This window comes from Chryseobacterium sp. JM1, from assembly GCF_000737715.1.
Taxonomy (GTDB): Bacteria; Bacteroidota; Bacteroidia; order Flavobacteriales; family Weeksellaceae; genus Chryseobacterium.
Window position 1 is genome coordinate 215310 of sequence record NZ_JPRN01000003.1, and the last position, 19994, is coordinate 235303.

Annotated in this window: 20 protein-coding genes; 15 read left to right on the top strand and 5 right to left on the bottom strand. The window is 37.8% G+C overall.

What is annotated here, in order from left to right; genetic code table 11:
* The first annotated feature begins 761 nt into the window (after window positions 1-761).
* The 3 genes from IW22_RS06080 to IW22_RS06090 all read left to right on the top strand — a co-directional run bounded on the left by IW22_RS06080 (window position 762) and on the right by IW22_RS06090 (window position 3980).
* Window positions 762-2756 (top strand): M4 family metallopeptidase, encoded by a 1995-nt coding sequence (locus IW22_RS06080; protein ID WP_034725033.1) that lies wholly within the window; start codon window positions 762-764, stop codon window positions 2754-2756.
* Between the two features lie 116 nt (window positions 2757-2872).
* Window positions 2873-3373: an RNA polymerase sigma factor gene (locus IW22_RS06085; RefSeq protein WP_034725034.1), complete on the top strand. Its 501-nt coding sequence runs from the start codon at window positions 2873-2875 to the stop codon at window positions 3371-3373.
* 16 nt (window positions 3374-3389) lie between these two features.
* Entirely contained in the window at window positions 3390-3980 is a 591-nt protein-coding gene (locus IW22_RS06090) for a hypothetical protein (RefSeq protein WP_034725035.1), read from the top strand.
* Between the two features lie 45 nt (window positions 3981-4025).
* On the opposite strand, the gene IW22_RS06095 is transcribed toward IW22_RS06090, so the two are convergent.
* Complete coding sequence (locus IW22_RS06095; protein WP_034725036.1) at window positions 4026-5558, bottom strand: S41 family peptidase; 1533 nt, start codon at window positions 5556-5558, stop codon at window positions 4026-4028.
* A gap of 219 nt (window positions 5559-5777) precedes the next feature.
* Between IW22_RS06095 and IW22_RS06100 the strand changes: the two genes are divergently transcribed.
* Window positions 5778-6818, top strand: coding sequence for an MBL fold metallo-hydrolase (locus IW22_RS06100; protein ID WP_228384019.1), 1041 nt, complete (start codon window positions 5778-5780; stop codon window positions 6816-6818).
* A 1-nt stretch (window position 6819) separates the two neighbouring features.
* Here IW22_RS06100 and IW22_RS06105 read toward each other — a convergent pair whose 3' ends face one another.
* The gene (locus IW22_RS06105; RefSeq protein WP_034725627.1) at window positions 6820-7107 is read right to left on the bottom strand and encodes a GNAT family N-acetyltransferase; all 288 of its coding nucleotides are present in this window, start codon (window positions 7105-7107) and stop codon (window positions 6820-6822) included.
* 404 nt (window positions 7108-7511) lie between these two features.
* Between IW22_RS06105 and IW22_RS06110 the strand changes: the two genes are divergently transcribed.
* The 4 genes from IW22_RS06110 to IW22_RS06125 all read left to right on the top strand — a co-directional run bounded on the left by IW22_RS06110 (window position 7512) and on the right by IW22_RS06125 (window position 11107).
* A complete protein-coding gene (locus tag IW22_RS06110) occupies window positions 7512-7931 on the top strand; it encodes a hypothetical protein (protein ID WP_051891124.1) in 420 nt (139 codons plus the stop codon).
* Window positions 7932-8051: 120 nt separating this feature from the next.
* On the top strand, window positions 8052-8957 hold the full coding sequence (locus IW22_RS06115; protein ID WP_034725037.1) for a helix-turn-helix domain-containing protein: 906 nt from the start codon (window positions 8052-8054) through the stop codon (window positions 8955-8957).
* A gap of 88 nt (window positions 8958-9045) precedes the next feature.
* Window positions 9046-10047 (top strand): aldo/keto reductase, encoded by a 1002-nt coding sequence (locus IW22_RS06120; protein ID WP_034725038.1) that lies wholly within the window; start codon window positions 9046-9048, stop codon window positions 10045-10047.
* A 67-nt stretch (window positions 10048-10114) separates the two neighbouring features.
* Complete coding sequence (locus IW22_RS06125; RefSeq protein WP_034725039.1) at window positions 10115-11107, top strand: MBL fold metallo-hydrolase; 993 nt, start codon at window positions 10115-10117, stop codon at window positions 11105-11107.
* A gap of 234 nt (window positions 11108-11341) precedes the next feature.
* Here the strand turns inward: IW22_RS06125 and IW22_RS06135 are convergent, their stop codons facing one another.
* From IW22_RS06135 to IW22_RS23570, 3 genes are all read right to left on the bottom strand, one after another.
* On the bottom strand, window positions 11342-13561 hold the full coding sequence (locus IW22_RS06135) for an NADP-dependent isocitrate dehydrogenase (RefSeq protein ID WP_034725042.1): 2220 nt from the start codon (window positions 13559-13561) through the stop codon (window positions 11342-11344).
* Between the two features lie 108 nt (window positions 13562-13669).
* Window positions 13670-14779 carry a hypothetical protein gene (locus IW22_RS23565; RefSeq protein WP_051891125.1) on the bottom strand — a complete coding sequence of 370 codons (1110 nt, stop codon included), beginning with the start codon at window positions 14777-14779 and terminating at the stop codon, window positions 13670-13672.
* Window positions 14780-14791: 12 nt separating this feature from the next.
* Window positions 14792-15244 carry a T9SS type A sorting domain-containing protein gene (locus IW22_RS23570; protein ID WP_051891126.1) on the bottom strand — a complete coding sequence of 151 codons (453 nt, stop codon included), beginning with the start codon at window positions 15242-15244 and terminating at the stop codon, window positions 14792-14794.
* A 163-nt stretch (window positions 15245-15407) separates the two neighbouring features.
* On the opposite strand from IW22_RS23570, the gene tpx reads away from it, so the two are divergent.
* From tpx to IW22_RS06180, 7 genes are all read left to right on the top strand, one after another.
* Window positions 15408-15905, top strand: coding sequence for a thiol peroxidase (tpx, locus tag IW22_RS06150; protein ID WP_034725044.1), 498 nt, complete (start codon window positions 15408-15410; stop codon window positions 15903-15905).
* A gap of 91 nt (window positions 15906-15996) precedes the next feature.
* Window positions 15997-16344: a VOC family protein gene (locus tag IW22_RS06155; protein ID WP_228384004.1), complete on the top strand. Its 348-nt coding sequence runs from the start codon at window positions 15997-15999 to the stop codon at window positions 16342-16344.
* A 63-nt stretch (window positions 16345-16407) separates the two neighbouring features.
* Complete coding sequence (locus IW22_RS06160; RefSeq protein WP_034725631.1) at window positions 16408-16812, top strand: glyoxalase superfamily protein; 405 nt, start codon at window positions 16408-16410, stop codon at window positions 16810-16812.
* 175 nt (window positions 16813-16987) lie between these two features.
* The gene (locus tag IW22_RS06165; protein ID WP_034725046.1) at window positions 16988-18199 is read left to right on the top strand and encodes a DUF763 domain-containing protein; all 1212 of its coding nucleotides are present in this window, start codon (window positions 16988-16990) and stop codon (window positions 18197-18199) included.
* 194 nt (window positions 18200-18393) lie between these two features.
* Entirely contained in the window at window positions 18394-18984 is a 591-nt protein-coding gene (locus tag IW22_RS06170; protein WP_051891127.1) for a Crp/Fnr family transcriptional regulator, read from the top strand.
* 78 nt (window positions 18985-19062) lie between these two features.
* Window positions 19063-19476: a VOC family protein gene (locus tag IW22_RS06175; RefSeq protein ID WP_034725047.1), complete on the top strand. Its 414-nt coding sequence runs from the start codon at window positions 19063-19065 to the stop codon at window positions 19474-19476.
* A 47-nt stretch (window positions 19477-19523) separates the two neighbouring features.
* On the top strand, window positions 19524-19985 hold the full coding sequence (locus tag IW22_RS06180; protein ID WP_034725049.1) for a DinB family protein: 462 nt from the start codon (window positions 19524-19526) through the stop codon (window positions 19983-19985).
* Window positions 19986-19994 lie beyond the last annotated feature (9 nt).

The window sequence follows — 19994 nt, forward strand, 5'->3', positions numbered from 1 at the left end:
TTTTTTAATAGTAAATAAAAAATACAATTATTGAAAACGGGCAGTACCAAAGGGTTTACAAAACTTACTGAAAATTGAAAAAATATATTGTGGGGTTTTAATTAAAATTTTTCCCTAAATGGTGTAACATTTTTGCTTTTTTTCTACTAACTATTAGAAACATAAAATGTTAGTGTCCAATTCGGACTTTGACTGTTCAAATTTTTAACTGACTGTTCAATTTAAGATATAAGCCATTCATGAGTAGGTTTATAGATTAAAATTAATTCGTACAAAGACTTTGTTTTTCTAAAACATAGTTGGAGTAAAACTTAAAAAAACACACAATGGGGCCCTGCAGGAAATTTTCTGTTGGGTTTTTTGTTTGTGTAAAGTTCAGATAAAATTATTTTCGTTACTGAAACTATCTGATGTTCTGATAAGACCTTACGTTTTTAAAACACAAATTTCACAAATATTTTGCACGAATGACACTAATATATTGTGCAGAATAGTGAAGTATTAGGAAGCTTTGTATTTAAAAAAAATATTCAAAATTAAACCTTCATTCCAATATCAGCCCCTTTGATTTTTTGTAAAGATGAAGCTGATTTTTATAAAATAAATCAAGTCTTTAATATTTCCGAAAAATCCTATACTTACTGATTAATTTAAGCGATTTTTTCAATGAAATGTATAATGAAATAAAGTTAGTTTTGAAAAGTATGTAACAATTTGTTGTTTTTTCTACTAACTGTGAAATACCAAAAAAACAACGTAAAATGAAAAGAATAACTACTTTCGCCCATACACTGGCTTTTGCCATGGTGGTAGGTTTTGCTCCGGCAGCTTTAATGAATGCACAAAACAAAGGAAGAACTGAAATTTCAGTGAAAGAACTTCCAAGAATTTCCGGAACTTCTGTGATGGGGAATTTTAATGCCGATTTTAGCGGGGTGAATGTTTCATCAGACTTTTTAGTCAACCATTTAGGTGAATGGCTGGGAACGGGAAGCGATCATACCTACAGGCTTCTCAAAGAGAGTAAAGATGAATTGGGAATTAAGCATGCTGTGTACGATCATTATTATAAAGGAGTTAAAGTAATGGATGATATGATCTTGTTGCATGAAAAAAATGGAAAATTAGTATATGTAAACGGTGAGATCATTACTGATATTAATCTTTCCCCAAAACAGCAGCCTACCTTACAGAAAGTACGGTCAATCATTGCATCTGATCTTAAAGCCAGCGGTAAAATTACAATTTCAGCTATTGAAGAAGTCATCACAAAAGTGAATAACGGAAGAAAAGCTGTTATGTACCATTCTTCTAAAGTAGAAGCATTATCTATGAACCCTTTACAGGCCTATACGTATTATATAGACAATGCTTCAGGAGCAGTTGTAAAGAAAAATTCAAGAATTCATGATGCGGACACACCATCTACAAGTACTACTTATTACAAAGGAAACCAGCCGATTACTGTTGATTCATACAATGGACAGTTTCGCCTTAAAGACAATGCGAGAAATATCCATACGATGAATGGGACAACGCTGGATGTAGATACCATAAACGGTGGAATTATCAATGTTCAGGAATACATTAATCCTGTTGCAGAGTATACAGCTGTAGATACAAAACCAGCAGTGGAAGTTCATTGGGGAATGAAAAATGCCTACGATTATTATATGGCGAGACACAACAGAAACAGCTACGATGGAAATGGAGCTAAAATTGATAACTATTACAACTTCGATTTCGGAGGGCTTACAGGAGGTGCGAATGCAGCAGCGCTTGATACTCCTTTGTATGGGGGAATTGTATGTATGCTTTATGGGAATGGAAAAATTCTGGGTGGATTGCTCACCCTGATGAATCCTGTCGTGGGAATAGATGTTGCCGGACATGAATATTCCCATTTAATTATAGGGAGAAATGGCCTTGGCGGTTTGAATTATGAAGCTGAATCCGGTGCTATCAATGAATCTATTGCTGATATGTTTGGAACAGCGATAGAATTTTACTCCGGAACCACTGCCAACTGGACTATCGGAGAGGGAATTCCTACAGCATCATTTTTAAATCCATCTCCGAGTCCATACATGAGAAGTATGTCTGACCCGAATAATGTAAATCCCGGTCCTCAGCCGGATACCTATAACGGAACCTATTGGGCAAGTACAGCCAATCCTACGGTTGATAACGATCATGGAGGGGTGCATACCAATAGTGGGGTAGGAAATTACTGGTTCTATCTTCTTTCGCAGGGAGGTTCAGGAACCAATGATATCGGGAATGCGTTTAATGTAACCGGAATCACCATTGAGAAAGCCGAAAAAATCATTTACAGAGCTTTAACCAATTATATGACACCCAATACAACTTATATGGATGCTTATAATTTTACCAAGCAGGCTGTAACAGATCTTTATGGCACTTCCAGTAACGAGCAGCTGCAAAATGTAAAAGCATGGTATGCTGTTGGAATTGGAAATGGCGCATTACTGGCAACCAATGAAACGGGCAGACCTCAGGATGGATTTACAGTGTATCCAAATCCTGTAAAAGACGGCGTCTTTACCATAGAAAGTAATAAAAATAATACGTCTGCAGAGCTTTATGACAGCTCAGGAAGACTGATTAAAACAGTACAAAAACTGAACAAAGGAAGCAATAAAGTATATATCAATGATGTTCAGAAAGGTATTTATCTGTTGAAAATTGTTTCTGAAGGGAATGCTGTTCCCGCGAAAAAAATAATTGTAGAATAATTTTTTTTTGAATAGAATGACATCCGGTAGAAAATTTTCTGCCGGATTTTTTTATTTTTAAGAAATACATGTAACATTTTTTTACAATGATAACTAACTCTATAGAGCCCGAAAATATGAACTCATTAGAGCAGGAATTTTTAGACAGAATAGAAAAGCATAAAGGAATCATTTTTAAGATTTCCAAAATGTACATGTCCGAAAAAGACGACCGGGATGATCTTTTTCAGGAAATCACTTACCAGATATGGAAGGCTTATCCCAGCTTCAAGGGACAGAGCGAATTTTCTACCTGGCTTTACAGAATCGCCCTCAACACGTCTATTATTTTTCTGAAATCTGAGAAAAGAAGAAGTTTTATTTCTAATGAAGACTTTACAGGATACAAGGTCATTCAAGATGAATACGACTACGGAAAAGACGAAAAACTGGTTCATATGTATGAAGCGATCCGCCAGCTGAACTCCATCGATAAAGCGTTTATCTTTTATTATCTGGAAGACTTTTCAGGAAAAGAAATCGCAGAACAAATGGGAATCTCCGAAGGTAATGTCCGGGTAAGAATGAACCGCGCTAAAAATAAACTGAAAGATATCTTAAACTTAAATCAATCATAACTTTAAATCAATACCAATGAATATAGATGAATTAAAAAATGTGTGGAATGAAGAGGTTTCAGAAGAAACCCCTGAAATAAGTATTGAGCAGAGAAACAAGATCAGCCTTCCGCTGGAAAAAGTACGCAAGAATATGCGCATGGAATTCTGGTCCATCATTGCGATCTTTGTTTTTTCATTTATCGTATGTGCCTTTTGCCAGCCCTTTAAACTACAGTTTTACATTACGGTTCTTATCGCGTCAATGCTGCTGGTGACGATATTCTTTTTCAGTAAATTTTTCAGACTTTACAATGATATCAGCAATCCAATGCTCAAAACTTATGATTCTTTAAAGGATCTCGTAGCGCAGTTTAATCTCAATAAACAGTATTATCTTTCGTATTATCTGAGCTTTGTTCCTTTTATTGTTTGCGAAATGATCATCGTTATAGAATTTATTCCTTGGCCCGAACCGATCAGTGAAGTAAAAGCTGCTGTGATTCTGATCAGCTCAGTGACGGTAGGACTCTTTGCACTCTATTTGATGGGACAGTTCTGGTTCAACCGGTATTATGGAAGATATATCGTACATATTGAAGATTTGTTGAAGGAATTGAAGAAATGAGAATAGTTTCGGCGGGCTGAAAGCCCGCCGAAACTATTTATAAAACTATTGAAGTCCTTTTTCTTTGGCAATTTCATTTTCCACCCAATCCAGCTGCGGATCTTTTTTATCGATAATATCCTGCATACATTCAGTGATGGTAATATCAGGAACAACACCTTTTTTTGTATTCAGAAAATCAATGTTTGGCTGCACCAGCAGTAAGCCGATAGGAAGATTGATCTTTGAATGCGGCAGTTTCTGATAAGAATAGAATCCTGCTACCGTTCCGTCATTGGCACCACCGGTTTCTTCACCCACGAGAATTGCCCGCTTATCATATTTCAGTTTTGCCGTAATGATAGAAGAAGCTGAAAAACTTCCGCCGTTGATCAATACAAAAACCTTCCCCTGAAATGCATCCTTATTGGGTTTCGTAGGCTTGTCGGCTTTCATTTTATAATACACCTTTCCATCTTTTTTATAAGTACTGAAGGTCTGTGCAAAAACATAAGTAGGATAAGCCAGACTCTTAAAAGCATATTGGAAAGGGGTGCTTTTTCTGAAATAATTTGTTTTTAACGGAGTGATTCTGGAAGTAAGCTGTGAAGGCTTTATCAAAACATAGGGTTCCGGAGCCAGATAAGAATACAGGTTATTGATTTCATGCAAAGATCCTCCGTAATTGTTTCGGACATCGATAATAAGATACTTGGATCCTGCATTTTTTATTTTTGCAAATGTTTCTTTGTAAAATTTCTCGGAATAATCTCTTGAAAAACTCTTTACTTTAATATAGGCAGTCGTGCTGTCCTTATCCAGGAACTTAAAATTTCGGTTATAAGAATTACTGGAAGCTACATAATCATTAACTTTCTTTTCAGGCGTTCTTTTTTCCAGTTCCTTGTCTTTGTCCAGATCGTTTTTAGATTTGGATTCACGGTGCAGGGTATACGTTTGTTTTTCACCATTATACAACGTTTCTATAGAAGCCGTGTCTTTAAATCCGTGTTCTGCAGTATAAAAATTAAAAAAAACATCCTTCAGGAAATAAGATTGAAACGTAGTGTTGTAACCATCACTGCTGATCAGTTCGCGGTATTTTTTCACATAATCGGAAACAGGAACTTTATTAATCGAAAGGATTTCAGTTCCCGGTTTTATATGTTCAATCGAATCTTTATTCTGAATAATAAATAAACGATCATCTTTCACATAATATTCAAAACGGCTGAACATCCCTTTTTTATGCTCAAGGGATTTGATTTGTCTTTTCGTGAATTTTTTTCGGGGAATTCTCAGGGCAAGGTGACCTTCACGGATGTCAGCGATCACAGGCTGCAGTTTAAAATAAAACTGAAGCGGAGTTAAAGATTCGTCAATGGTTCCTTTAAGACTGTCAAATTTACGGTCAAGTTCCGGTTTAGAAATATACCAGTAAAGTTGGGGATGCATCTGCTGAAGCTTTAGGTAGGCGTAATCTACGTCTTCCTTAAGCTCGTCGGGACCAATACATGTAGCTCTTTGCTCATTGTGTCTTCTGATAGACGTACATGAAGAGAGTGCCGCTGCCAGCAGTATTATCGAATAATTTTTCAATCTGTTTTGAATTTTTTTTCAATCCGCTAAGTTAAAAAGTTTAAGATTATTACGATTCAAATAAGTAATAAATTATTCAGAAAGCTTTATAAATTAAGTTAAAAAATCGCCGAATTTTCCATGTGAGATCAAAAGTCAATACCTTTGAGGCTTATTTCGATGCAGATGCTATACCTGATTTTAACAGCCGTTCTTTTAGTGACAATTTATTTTTTCGTGATGAACCTGCCCGCTTTCGGAGCAGCACCCAAAGGCAAAAGACTGGAGCGGATAAAACAGTCAAAACTCTATAAAAACAAACAGTTCCGGAACATCAGTCATACACCTTCCATTACCGAAGGTTACAGTACGATGAAGGTTACATACGATTTTGTTTTAGGAAAAAAACATCCGCTTTTGAAGCCTTTGAAAAATATTCCTACCATTCATACAGATTTAAAAAGTATCGGAAAAGATCAGGATGTCTTTATCTGGCTGGGACATTCATCTTATTATCTGCAAACGGATGGCGTTTCTTTTTTGGTAGATCCTGTGCTAAGCCTTTACGGTTCACCGTTCAAATATTTTAACAAGGCATTTAAAGGTTCGGATCTTTTTAAACCGGAAGATATTCCTGATCTGGATTATCTGGTCATCACGCATGATCATTTTGACCATTTGGATTATCCCACAGTGAAATCAATTAAAAATAGAACCGGTAAGGCAATTATACCACTGGGAGCCGGTGCTCACCTTGAAAGATGGGGCTATGCTGAAGACAACCTCATTGAAGAGGAATGGGGAGCAGAAGTACTTTTAAAAAATAATCTGAAAATTACTTTTACACCGGCCAGACATTTTTCCGGGCGGAAAATAAAACAGAATAATACGCTGTGGACTTCCTATGTTCTGGAAACTCCAACTAAAAAAATATTTTTGGGTGGTGACAGCGGCTACGATTCCCACTTTAAAACGATAGGTGAACAATTCGGGCCTTTTGATTATGCCATCCTTGAAAACGGGCAGTATGACGAAGCATGGCGCTACATCCACGCGCTGCCTGAAGATGTGATCCAGGCAGCTGTTGATCTTAAAGCTCAGCATAGTATTCCCGTTCACTCTTCAAAATTTGCGTTAGCTCTTCACCCGTGGAATGAGCCGCTGCAGAAAGTAACAGGTCTAGGAAAAGAAAAAGGGCTCAGTATCCTCACCCCAATGATCGGGGAAATAGTGGATATGAAACGTACTCACCATCAGTTCAGCAACTGGTGGGAAGAATGATTCAGGCATGCCAGATATCTTTGTACCGGGCTGGATGATTTTCAAACTGCTGGCGGACAAAATCACATTCCGGATCTACCAGAAGGTCTTTTTCTTCAGAATACCGGACCAATTCATCCAGAAGCATTTTGGCATATCCGTGGCCTTCACGTTCTTCAATGATTTTTGTGTAATAAACGATCAGCAGTCTTCCGTCAATTTTTATCGACATATATCCTGCTTTTTCTCCGTCCAGTAACAGTTGTAGTTCATCCTGATAAGGAGATATTTCAAACTTTATATTTTCCATAATCATTAAAATTTGATTGTGTTAATAAATGATTGGCTTCATTGAATTGATAAAGCAATCTAATGGTCCCGCGACATTACAAACCTTACGGATGTATACTTCTCACTCTTAAAATTACAAATTAAAATAATACAAAACATGAGTTTCTGGGAAACTTAACGAAATTTTAGTAGAATGAAAGAGTCGGAGGGTTCGAGAGTTATAGAGTTTTTGAATGTGATGATGTATGGAATTTTTATCTGTTTATGAATCGTTTATTGCTTATTATCGAGTGTTTTAAATGTGTGTTTTAGATAAAAAACAAGGTCGTTTTTGTAATTTTTAACAAAGATTGTGAAGATGTATTACAGACTTGGCATTTTAATTGACTATGCTAAAACAGTTAACCAAAAAAGGTACTAAAGATGAAAAAAATAATGATAGCATTAATGCTTGCAGGGACTTTTGGCCTCAGCTATGCGCAGTCAGATTATTATAACGATTACAGAAGAAGTATTACAGATGTAAACTGGCAATCCGTAGCAGCAGATCTTCTGCTTTCTGTGGCACAGACCAACCAGCTGAATGCCTTAAATGACAGATACCGCGATTATGATTCCTGGAACAGGGCTTATGTAAGTCAGCCAGACCGCTGGAGAGAAGATCGGTATTATGAAATTGAAAGAATACTTGGAAGGGAAAAATACACCAAATTCAAAAAGAATTATTACAAAGGGCAGAACCCTGTAGCCGTTTATAACCGTAACAAAAATAATTACAAAAAGAGTAAGGCCAAAAAGAACAAAGCCTACAAAATGGAAAAGAAACACGACCATCATCACTAGACCAGGTATCAACTATATATTCAATTTTAGGTGGCCGGCAATTTTTGTCGGCCATCTTTTATTTTATCAATCATTAGGATCAGGAATGTTTTATTTGTTTGAATTTTATAACTTAGTGCTATGGAATCTAAAGAAACAATACAGGGATTTTATTTGCGGAATGCATCCGTGGAGAGGCTGGAAGCTGTCAGAACTCCCGGGATAGGGCATTTTAACGTATTTACACGTGAAAGCTGCTCACTGCTAACACCATACAGTAGGAGGGATTATTACAAAATATCACTTATTATCGGAAAAGGAAAGCTTCATTATGCAGATAAATGGATTTATGTAGACCGTCCGGCACTTTTGTTTTCAAACCCTGTAGTTCCCTACTCATGGGAAGCGGATGATGAGGACCAGACAGGATGGTTTTGTCTCTTTACCGACCAGTTTCTCCAGAACGGAATGCGTTTGGGAAATCTTCAGGATTCCCAGCTGTTTAAAATTGGCGGAACGCCTATGTTCTTTGTTGATGAAGAACAGCAGAAGACCATCTCAGACCTTTTTATCAAGATGATGACGGAGATCGAATCCGAATATATGCACAAATATGATATGCTCCGTGCATGCCTCCATCTGATGATTCATGAAACCATGAAAATGCATCCTGCTGAGAACTTTGAGCCCTACCAGAACGCATCCCAGCGTGTTGCTTCGTTATTTATGGAACTGCTGGAGAGACAGTTTCCCATCGACAGTCCTGAAGCATTTCTGAAATTGAAGACTCCCAATGATTATGCACAGAGTCTTTCTATTCACGTGAATTCGTTAAACCGTTCCGTGAAAGAAATGACTGGTAAGACCACCAGCCAGCAGATTGCTTCAAGGATTGTTCAGGAAGCTACCGCACTGCTGAAACACACAGATTGGAACATCTCCGAAATTGCTTACGGATTGGGATTTGAAGAGCCTGCTTATTTTACCAATTTCTTTAAAAAACAGACTGGAATGGCTCCCAATGCCATCAGAACCGAAGTTGTTTGAATTTTATAATTCTTGGTTTGAATTCTATAGAGTGCCGGACTTATTCTTGTTCTAATTTTGTCTTATCAATTTAAAATCACAACCCATTATGAAATTCAGAAAATTAGGAAACACAGGAGAGCAGTTATCTGCAGTAGGTTTAGGATGTATGGGAATGAGCTTTGCTTATGGCCCTGCAGATGAGCAGGAAAGCATCAGTACATTACACAAAGCTTTAGACTTTGGCGTAAATTTTTGGGATACGGCAGATATGTATGCTGCTGGAGAAAATGAAAAACTGATCTCAAAAGTTTTGGTTCCCAACCGCGACAAAATCTTTATCGCGACCAAATTCGGATTCAGATTTAAAGATGGAAAACCAAGCCACAGCGGGGCACCGGGAACTTATTTTGATGGTTCACCGGAATGGATCAGACAGGCGGTTGATTTAAGCCTTCAGAGACTTAAAATAGACACCATTGACCTGTATTATGCCCACAGAGTAGACCCGAATATTCCGGTAGAGGAAACTGTTGGAGCCATGGCAGAACTGGTGAAAGAAGGGAAAGTAAAATACCTTGGATTATCAGAAGCTTCTGCGGAATCGATCAGAAAGGCTAATAAAATTCATCCGATTACAGCTTTACAATCAGAATATTCTATCCTGACCAAAGATGTAGAAAATGATATATTGCCGACGATCAGAGAACTTGGAATCACATTGGTGCCTTATTCTCCATTGGCAAGAGGTCTTTTCGCGAATATCAATGAAGTACAGAATTTTGGTGACGAAGATTTCAGAAAAACGCTGCCACGTTACCAGGAAGAATACCTTGAGAATAATAAGAATCTGGCCAGAGAAATCAATGAATTTGCCGAATCTAAAGGCGTAAAAGGAACTCAGCTTGCCTTAGCATGGGTACTGAACCAGGGAGAAGATATTATTCCAATTCCGGGAACTAAGAGAATCAAATATCTGGAAGAAAATATTGCTGCGGTGAATATTGACCTTTCAAAATCTGATCTGGAAACGATCGATTCGCTTCTTAAAAAATATCCTAACGTCGGTGAAAGATATACCGAAGGTTCTATGAAATTAGTCAATAACTAAAATATAATATTTTCGGATTGTTGATGACTGTCAGCAATCCGGAATATTAATAATTACCTATTCAATCATGAACAGAAGAGAACTTTTAAGAAACGGATTCCTCGCTGGAGCATTAAGCTTTGTTCCTTTTTCTGATGTTTTTGCTGAAACGCAGACTGTTTTACCCAATTTGGAAGATGATCTTTCAGCATTTAAAAAAATTAAACTTGGAGAATTGGAGCTTTTTATTCTTACCGATGGATATATTCACGAGAAAAACGTTGATACCTTTTCACCACGGGCAGACGTTTCGGAATTAAAGAAACTCCTCAGAGATCATTTCCGTCCCGATGATTATATCGATATGGCGATGAATCTGATGCTTGTTAAAACAAAAAACAGACTGATTTTACTGGATGCCGGAATGGGGATCTTTGCCGATGAAAGAACCGGTTTCCTTTTGAAAAGTCTTCAGAAAGCAGGATTTTCACCCAAAGATATTACCGATGTTTTTATTTCCCACGCCCATCCGGATCACATTGGTGGAGTGGTGGATAAACAGAATAATCTGGTTTTCCCCAATGCAGACCTGTATATTTCAAAGATAGAGCATGATTTTTGGCTCCAGGCTTCTCTTAAAGATTTTAAAAACAGCTTTTTAAAAACAGAGCCGGAATTTCTTAACCAGATCATTCCGCCTATTCAGAATATCCTGAAAACAATTCGTCCAAAGCTAAAGTTTTATGATTTTAAAAAGCCTTTATTTGATCATTTCAGTTTTCAGCTGGCACCAGGACATACACCCGGACTTACCATCACGACGATTTCTTCCGGAAATGAAAAACTCATCTATATGGCAGATCTGATTCACTCTGACGTCATTCTTTTCCCACACCCTGAATGGGGATTTTCAGGAGATACCGATCTGGATATCGCTACCGAATCCCGTAAAAAACTACTTCAACAACTGGCTGAGACCAGAACCAAAGCATTTGCCTATCACCTTCCATGGCCGGGACTTGGCTTTACCAGGAAAAAAGATACAGCTTATGAATGGATTCCGGAGAGTTTTATGAATTAAAAATTAAGAGATTAGGGATTAGGAGCGAGGAACTAGAGGGTTTCTTAAGTGGTATTTGTCTAAAAATTCAATAGGGACAGGCTTTAGCCCGTCTTCATCAATAAAAGAGCCAATTGGCTTCAGCCAAAACATAAAATTCAACGTAATCATAATCTTAACTTTTTCCTTAACCTTAACCTTAAAATAAAAAAGCCCCTTTTTTAAGGGGCTTTTTATATTTATCAAAACTGGAAATTAGATTCCGTCAATGATTTCATTTAAAACAGTGCTTGGTCTCATCGCTGCATACGTTTTGTATGTGTCAGTTTTGTAGTAACCGTCAATGTTTTGCGGCTTACCCTGAGCACTTATTAATTCTGCGTTGATTACTTCTTCGCTTTCCTTCATTGCTTCAGCAATTGGGGCAAAATGAGCCGCTAATTCAGCATCTGCAGTCTGGTTAGCCAAAGCTTCTGCCCAGTACATTGCTAAATAGAAGTGAGAACCTCTGTTGTCAATCTGACCTACTTTTCTTGCAGGAGATTTATCAGTAGCTAAGAATTTTGCGTTAGCTTCATCCAAAGTATCTGCTAAAACCTGAGATTTAGTATTTCCCTGTGTCTGAGCCAAATGCTCTAAAGAAGCCTGAAGCGCTAAGAATTCACCCAGAGAATCCCATCTTAAATACCCTTCTTCCAGGAACTGCTCAACGTGTTTTGGAGCAGAACCTCCGGCACCTGTTTCGAATAAACCACCTCCGTTCATCAATGGAACGATAGAAAGCATTTTTGCAGAAGTACCCAGTTCAAGGATAGGGAAAAGGTCAGTTAAGTAATCTCTCAATACATTTCCTGAAACAGAGATGGTATCTTTTCCTTCTCTTGCTCTTTTAAGCGTTTCAGTCATCGCATCTTTTACATCAAGAATTCTGATGTCAAGACCTGTTGTATCGTGATCCTTAAGATATTTTTCTACCTTTTTAATGATTTCTCTGTCGTGTGCTCTTCCTTTGTCTAACCAGAAGATAGCCGGCGTATCAGAAAGTCTTGATCTGTTTACTGCTAATTTCACCCAGTCCTGGATAGGAGCATCTTTAGTCTGACACATTCTGAAGATATCACCTGCTTCTACTTTTTGAGAAAGAAGAACGTTTCCTGCTTCGTCCTGAACTTCAATAGTTCCTTCAGCAGAAGCCTGGAATGTTTTGTCGTGAGAACCGTATTCTTCAGCTTTTTGAGCCATTAAACCTACGTTTGGAACAGAACCCATCGTCGTAGGATCCAGTTTTCCATGAGCTTTCATATCATCAATTACCGACTGATAGAAACCTGCATAAGAACGGTCCGGAATGATACAAACGGTATCTTCCTCGTTTCCGTCTTTGTTCCACATTTTACCGCCACCTCTTACCAATGCAGCCATAGATGCATCAACGATGATGTCGGAAGGGACGTGGAAGTTGGTAATTCCTTTGTCAGAATTTACCATAGCCACTCTTGGTCCGTTAGCTAAAGCAGCTTCAATGTCAGCTTTGATATCAGCTTCCTGAGCGTTTCCTTTGATTTTTTCAAAAAGATCGGCAAGACCGTTATTTGGATTCACATCTAAAGACTTGAATGTCTCAGCGTATTTTGTGAATACCTCTTTAAAGAAAGTTTCTACGATAGCCCCGAAAATAATAGGGTCAGAGATTTTCATCATCGTAGCTTTAAGGTGAGCGGAAAGAAGGACGTTTTTGTTTTTAGTCTCATCGATAGCCTGTTGAACAAATGCTTTCAGTGAGTTTAAATTCATGACAGAAGAATCGATTACTTCTCCGGCCTGAAGACCTGCGAAATCTTTTAACAGCGTTTCAGCACCGTCATTTCCTTTGAATACAATTTTGAATTTGGCAGCGTTTTCTACAGTCGTTGAAGTTTCAGTTCCGTAGAAATCTCCACCTTCCATGTGAGCAACGTCTGTTTTGCTGTCAGAAGCCCAGTTACCCATTCTGTGAGGGTTGGCTTTTGCATAGTTTTTAACCGCTTTTGGAGCACGTCTGTCAGAATTTCCTTCTCTTAACACAGGGTTTACAGCACTTCCTAAAACTTTGGCATATTTAGCTTTAATTGCTTTTTCTTCGTCATTTTTAGGCTCAGCAGGATAATTTGGAACTGCAAAACCTTTAGACTGTAATTCAGCGATAGCTTCATCCAACTGTGGAGCAGAAGCTGAAATATTCGGTAACTTGATAATGTTGGCATCAGGCTGGGTAGCCAATTGACCTAATTCAGCCAATGCATCACCGATCCTCTGCTCTTCTTTCAAAAATTCAGGAAAGTTCGCTAAGATTCTTCCGGCTAAAGAAATATCCGGAACTGCGATCTCAATATTTGCTGATTTTGTAAAAGCTTTCACAATCGGTAAAAATGAGTGTGTAGCCAGCATCGGAGCCTCATCCGTTAATGTGTAATAGATTTTTGATTTGTCTGACATTATACTGTTATTTATTATTTGACTTTTTAAGAATCACAAATTTACTAAATATGATTGTTTTATGAAGGTATTTTGCATAAAAAAAGAGGCCGGAGCCTCTTTAAATTTTTAGATCTGAACAATTGTATAGGTTCCTGTCCCGTTAAAATTGAGACTGAATTCAAGTTTATAGTTTTTAGGAGTAGAAGTAAGATTTGGAAAAGTGATGGCGGAACCTTCGATATCGAAAGATCCGTCATTTAAATTATCTCCTAAATCCTCAGGAATAGGACCTTCTGTTGCGAGTTGTATATAGAAAGATCCACCGTTGCTGGTTGTAACTCCATTAATAGTTACCGTAAACTTCCCTGTAGAAGTACTGTAGGCTACAGAAGTCGTAGGCGGTGTACCACCTATCGCAGTGAATTTGATTTTTGGAGTAAAATTGGCAAAATTAACTCTTATTCCTGCCATATAATTATCCACTAATACCTGGTAATATCCATTGGAAGAAACATTGTAATTGCTTCCGTTAGCAACGACTGCTCCCGAAGAATCTGAACCATAAGTTTGTGCACCGTTACTTGGTGAAGCTAAAAATTTTATCTGAGTATTTGCCTGTAAGTATTTATAACCAATTTTTGGAAGACCATTTCCTCTCAATAATTCAGCTGTAGAGTTATTGAAAGAATTGTACGATCCGTACATATATAGATTTGATGGTAAATTGTTAGATGAAGTAGAATTGGTCGGTAAATTTAATGTTCCTGCATCATTCACTCCCAAAGTATAAGAAGTTCCATTTGGAGACACAAGCGTAATACCTTGTCCTGCACCTGTCACAACTGTTTTGCTCACCTGTGCATAAGGAACACTCATCAGCTGATTAACCCCCACATTGGTATAGTTTGAACCTCCCTGAGGATCCATTTCCACTTTTACAAATTTAGTATTTGTTCCCCAGTTGATTCCTGAAAAATTTCCTGTAGAAGGGGTTCCCTGACCGATATTAAGATTAACCAATCCTTTTGCATTGGTCGTTTTGGTATGCGTTTCAGTATATAAAACATTTCCTGTAGCCGTATTTTCCAGAATACTTACTTTTAAAGAGATATTTCCGTTGGCAATAGGTGTTCCCGAAGCATTGAAAGCAATCGTCTGGTAGCTGAAAGCTTGCGGAATCTGTGCACTTACAAGTGTTGCAAGAAATAATCCTATAGTAGCGTAAAGTTTTTTCATGTTGATGAGTTTTTAAGGTTTTTTGATAATTTTAATAGGTTTTACATCAGGATTTTTAAAAGAGATCATATACATCCCGGAATTAAGACTGCGCAGATCAAGTTTCCCACTGTCCAGTTTTGCTTTCAAAACAAGTCTTCCTGCAGTATCATACACTTCAGCTTCCTCAATTTTTGAATGGGAAGTAAGTGTGATGTGAACAAAATCAGCAGTAGGATTGGGATAGATCTTAACGTTGTCTTTTTCAATTTCTTTAACGCCTAAAACCTGTAATACGGATTGGTAGAACATTCCCAGTGTTCCTGAATTTGCCTGGTCAGGATCTGCAGGAATGACATAAATTTCTCCTACAGAATGTATGAAACCGGTATCAGAGACTGCCCCGGAATTAATATTTCCGATCACAGACTGGGCGAAACCAAAGACCGGCACTCCAAAGAGCAGGAAAGTAATTTTTTTTCGCATGGTTATTATTTTTTTGGATTGCGAATATAATTAAAAATTTGACTATAAAAATCACAGCAGGTAGTTAAGTCTTTTTATTTTCACTTTAAGAATTATTTAACCTTTATTAGACCTCAGAAATTTTCTATTTTGAGTAAATTTGAAAAACTAAAAAAATAATTTTATGTCAAATATTACATTAAAAGGAAACGCAGTAAACACAATAGGAAATTTACCGTCAGTAGGAACTACTATTAAAGATTTTGCTTTGGTAGATTCAGGTTTAAATGTAAAAACACTTGAAAGCTTTGATGGTAAGAAAAAAGTGTTCAACATCTTCCCAAGTATTGACACGCCGACTTGTGCGTCTTCTGCAAGAAAATTTAATGAAGAAGCTTCAAGCCTTGATAATACAGTGGTAATCAATGTTTCTAAAGATTTACCTTTTGCATTGGGAAGATTCTGTGCTGCAGAAGGATTGAACAATGTAGAAACACTTTCAGATTTCAGAAGCAGCTTTGGTGATGATAATGAATTAACTATCGCAGATTCTCCATTGAAAGGACTTTTAAGCCGTGCTGTTATCGTAACGGATGCTGATAATAAAGTACTGTACACAGAGCAGGTATCTGAAATTGCAGATGAGCCTAATTACGAGGCAGCTCTTTCTGCTTTAAAATAAGATCTGAAAATAAAATTTTTATAAAAGCCTTGTAGAAATTTTATTTCGCAGGGCTTTTTTTGGCATTAATAATTTCTATACCGTTTTTATAATGATAAAAAGAATTGTCGCCAATATAAAAACTGACGATCTCTCCAAAGCAGATCTGTTTTATAATGAAATTCTGGGTCTTGATCTTCTGATGGATCATGGCTGGATCAAAACCTTTGGAAACCATGAAGAAGCCAGAGTTCAGGTGAGCTTTGCCACTCAGGGTGGAAATGATACGGAAGTTCCTTTACTTTCAATTGAGGTAGACAATGTAGATGAATTGTACAGCAAAGTAAAGCAGGCAGGCTTTGAAATTACCTATGGAATAACCAATGAAGACTGGGGAGTACGAAGATTCTATGTAAAAGATCCATTTGGAAATTTGATTAATATTCTTTCCCATCAGTAATAATTAATTTTGCAACAAGCAACAAGCAACAAGCAACAAGCAACAAGCAACAAGCAACAAGCCATGAAAGCAGAAAAAATCATTCCAGTTCTCAGAATTTTTGATTACAAAAAAATGATAGAGTTTTATATAGACTGGCTCGGTTTTGAGATCGTCTGGGAACATCATTTTGAGGAAAATACGCCTGTCTATATGGAAGTGAAAAAGGGAAATGTCATTCTCCATTTAAGCGAGCACCACGGAGACGGAACGCCTGGAAGCAGAGTTTTTATCTGGGGCGAAGGTGTTGCCGACTATCATAAAGAATTGATTGATAAAAAATACAAATACAACCGCCCCGGCCTTGAAAAAGCCTTTTATGGAGCGGTATCTTTTACTGTAGATGATCCATTCGGAAACAAAATTATATTTAATGAAGAATTTGATGAAGAAAAACACAAAGACCTTGAATTCTGTTCTATTCATTAATTGTTGTAATTAAAAAAGAACTTTGAAGCATTCAATTCAATAGGAACGGACTTTAATCCGTTCAATAAAAAACATTTGTCATAAGGCTTTAGTCAAAACCTATCTTTAGCCAATAAATGATTCAAATCATCAAAAAGTAAAACTTACTATACCTACCTTTACCTTTTAAAATACTATGAAACGTTCAGGAACCGCCGATCTGCCTTTACACTATGGAAAAGTACCGCCATGGCTGTATGAGCGTATGTCTGCACTCGGACTTTCTATCATTGAAGTGATCCTGATGGATTACGGCAAAGATGAGGTGTTGAGAAGACTCGCAGATCCTTTCTGGTTTCAGAGTTTTGGAGCGGTGATGGGAATGGACTGGCACTCTTCAGGAATTACGACTTCGGTCATGGGGGCTTTGAAACGTTCCATTAATCCGAATTCACAGTCGCTCGGGCTTTACATTTGTGGTGGAAAAGGGAAATTTTCAAGAGAAACCCCTTCGGAACTGATTCAGATTGCGGATAAAACCGGACTGAACGGGCATGAACTGGTAAGAGCCAGCAAACTTTCCGCAAAAGTGGATAATACAGCCATTCAGGATGGTTATCAACTCTATCTGCACAATTTTATACTGGCTGATAATGGCAGCTGGAGCGTAGTACAGCAGGGAATGCACGAATCGGATGGTACGGCGAGAAGATATCACTGGCATTCCGGCAACATCAAATCATTTATAGAAGAACCTCATACAGGAATCAATGGCGTTTCCAGAGGAAAAATTCTCAATCTTACTGATGCTGAAGCTTCGGGAAACAGGAAGGGAATTCTGGATATTTCCCATACCGATTCCATAGATGTCATGAAAGATTTTTCAAGGCTGATCCTTCCTGCGCATCACGATGTTCAGGCTTCTGATGTTGATTTAAAGCGTCTTGGAGCTCTTTTATACTTAACCCGTGAGCAGCAGCCCCAGAATTTCGAAGACCTTCTGATGCTGGAAGGAGTAGGGCCTAGAACGATGCAGTCGCTGGCATTGGTAAGTGAAGTGATTCACGGCGCTCCTTCAAGATTTGCTGATCCTGCGAGATTTTCATTTGCTCATGGCGGAAAAGACGGACATCCTTTCCCGGTTCCGACTAAAACCTATGATGAGAGCATCAGCATTCTCAGAAAAGGCATTGAAAAATCCAAACTCGGAAATTCCGATAAGCTGAATACTTTAAATAAGCTGCATCAAATCGTAGCAGCCACGGAAAAAGATTTTATCCCTGATTTCGACATCCAGCAGGTGATAGAAGAAGAAAGACAGAATTCATGGCGTTTTGGAGGAAAAACTGTTTTTGGAGATGCAGAGCCTCCTAAAAAACCTAAACCGATCCAGCTTTCTTTATTCTGATAGGAAGGATAAACTTTTCGCTGATTGTCGTGATGATTAAAAATCTGTTTAATTATTTAGAAAGAATAAAAACAATTAGTATTAACACAGTTAAATGGAGGTTTTCCTGTGTATTCTATTAATTTGTTTAATTTTTTTTATTCCGGATTCAATTAAAAATGATATTTTTAAAGCCTTAAAAAAGCACCAATTCAATGACCAGCAAAGCCTTAGAAATCTGTTATGATTTCCCGTTTTTTTTTCAGGAAGAGCTTGAAGAAATTTTTCAGGCCCACGAAAAAGTCTCATTCCAAAAAGGAGATATCATTCTTGAAGAAGGAAAAACAGCCAATGAATACTATATTCTTGAAAAAGGCCTCGCCCGTTCCTACGTTAACGACTTTAACGGAAATGAAGTAACCACGCACTTTTTTGCAGATAACGAGATCATTATTGAGGTGCTGTCACTTTTTCAGAGAATTCCATCTCAGGAAAATATTGCGTGCATCACAGACTGCGAATGCTGGCGGTTTGATTACGAAACCTTTCAGGAACTTTTTCACAAAATACCAAATCTCAGAGAATGGGGAAGATCATGGATGTCGAAGGAGCTTTTCGCCTATAAACAGCGTTCCGTGGAGATGTTCACCCTTTCTGCCACCAGACGTTATCTTAATCTTTTAGAACAGAAATCACAAGTGGTGCAGTTTGCTCCGCTTAAGCAGATCGCTTCGTATCTAGGCGTTACAGACACTTCTTTAAGCCGTATCCGCAAGGAAATTGTCTCTCATCCAAAGAAAAATTAAATCTTGTCCTATGGCAAGTTGATTTTCATGAAGGCTTGGTAATTTTGGTTTATAGTTTAACACCAAATAATTACAATTATGAAAGCCAATCAAATTTATGTCAACCTTCCGGTAAAAGATGTCCAAAAAACCAAAGCATTCTGGACTCAACTCGGATTCGAAATCAACGAACAGTTTTCAGATGACAAAGCGACGTGCGTTGTGATCAAAGAAGACAGCATCTACGTGATGTTTCTGACTGAAGAATATTTCATGACTTTTTCCGAAAGACCGGTTCCGAAAGGAGATACCACTCAGGTTCTTGTAGCCATTGGTCTGAACAGCCGTGAAGAAGTTGATCAGGTGGTGAATACCGCTTTGCAGAATGGAGCTTCACAACATGAAGAACCTCAGGATTACGGATGGATGTATCAGAATTCTTTCTGGGATCTGGACGGACACGGCTGGAATATCACATTTGCTGATATGTCTCAAATGCCCACTGAATTTTAAAAATCCTCTCCATCTGCAAAATCCGCAGAAAATAAAAATGTACCGCTATGGAAAACCAATCAAACGATATTGAAATCGTAAAAGTCCAGGTATTCAGCAATTACAAGGTGATTTTAATGAATATCGAAGGTATTACTCAGGAAGAATCGATGATTTTTCCCAATGGTGAAGCCAATTGTATGAACTGGATCTTAGGACATTTAATTTACATCAGAAATGCTTTTTTAAATGTTCTTGGGGAAGAATCGGTCTGGGATAATGAAAAATTTTCATGCTACAACAGAGGCGCGATTCCGCTTGAAAGAAAAGAAGAGCTGGTCACCTTTGAAGAGCTGAAATCGTATCTGCAGCAATCTCAGGATAAACTGGAAGCCAAACTCATCAGTATTGAACGTTTTGAACCTGAAACAATCAATGATATTGCCATTTTTTGTCTTCATGAGCTTTATCACAGCGGACAATTAGGCTATCTCAGAAGAATCCTCGGAAAACCCGGAGCGATAAAATAACACACCAAA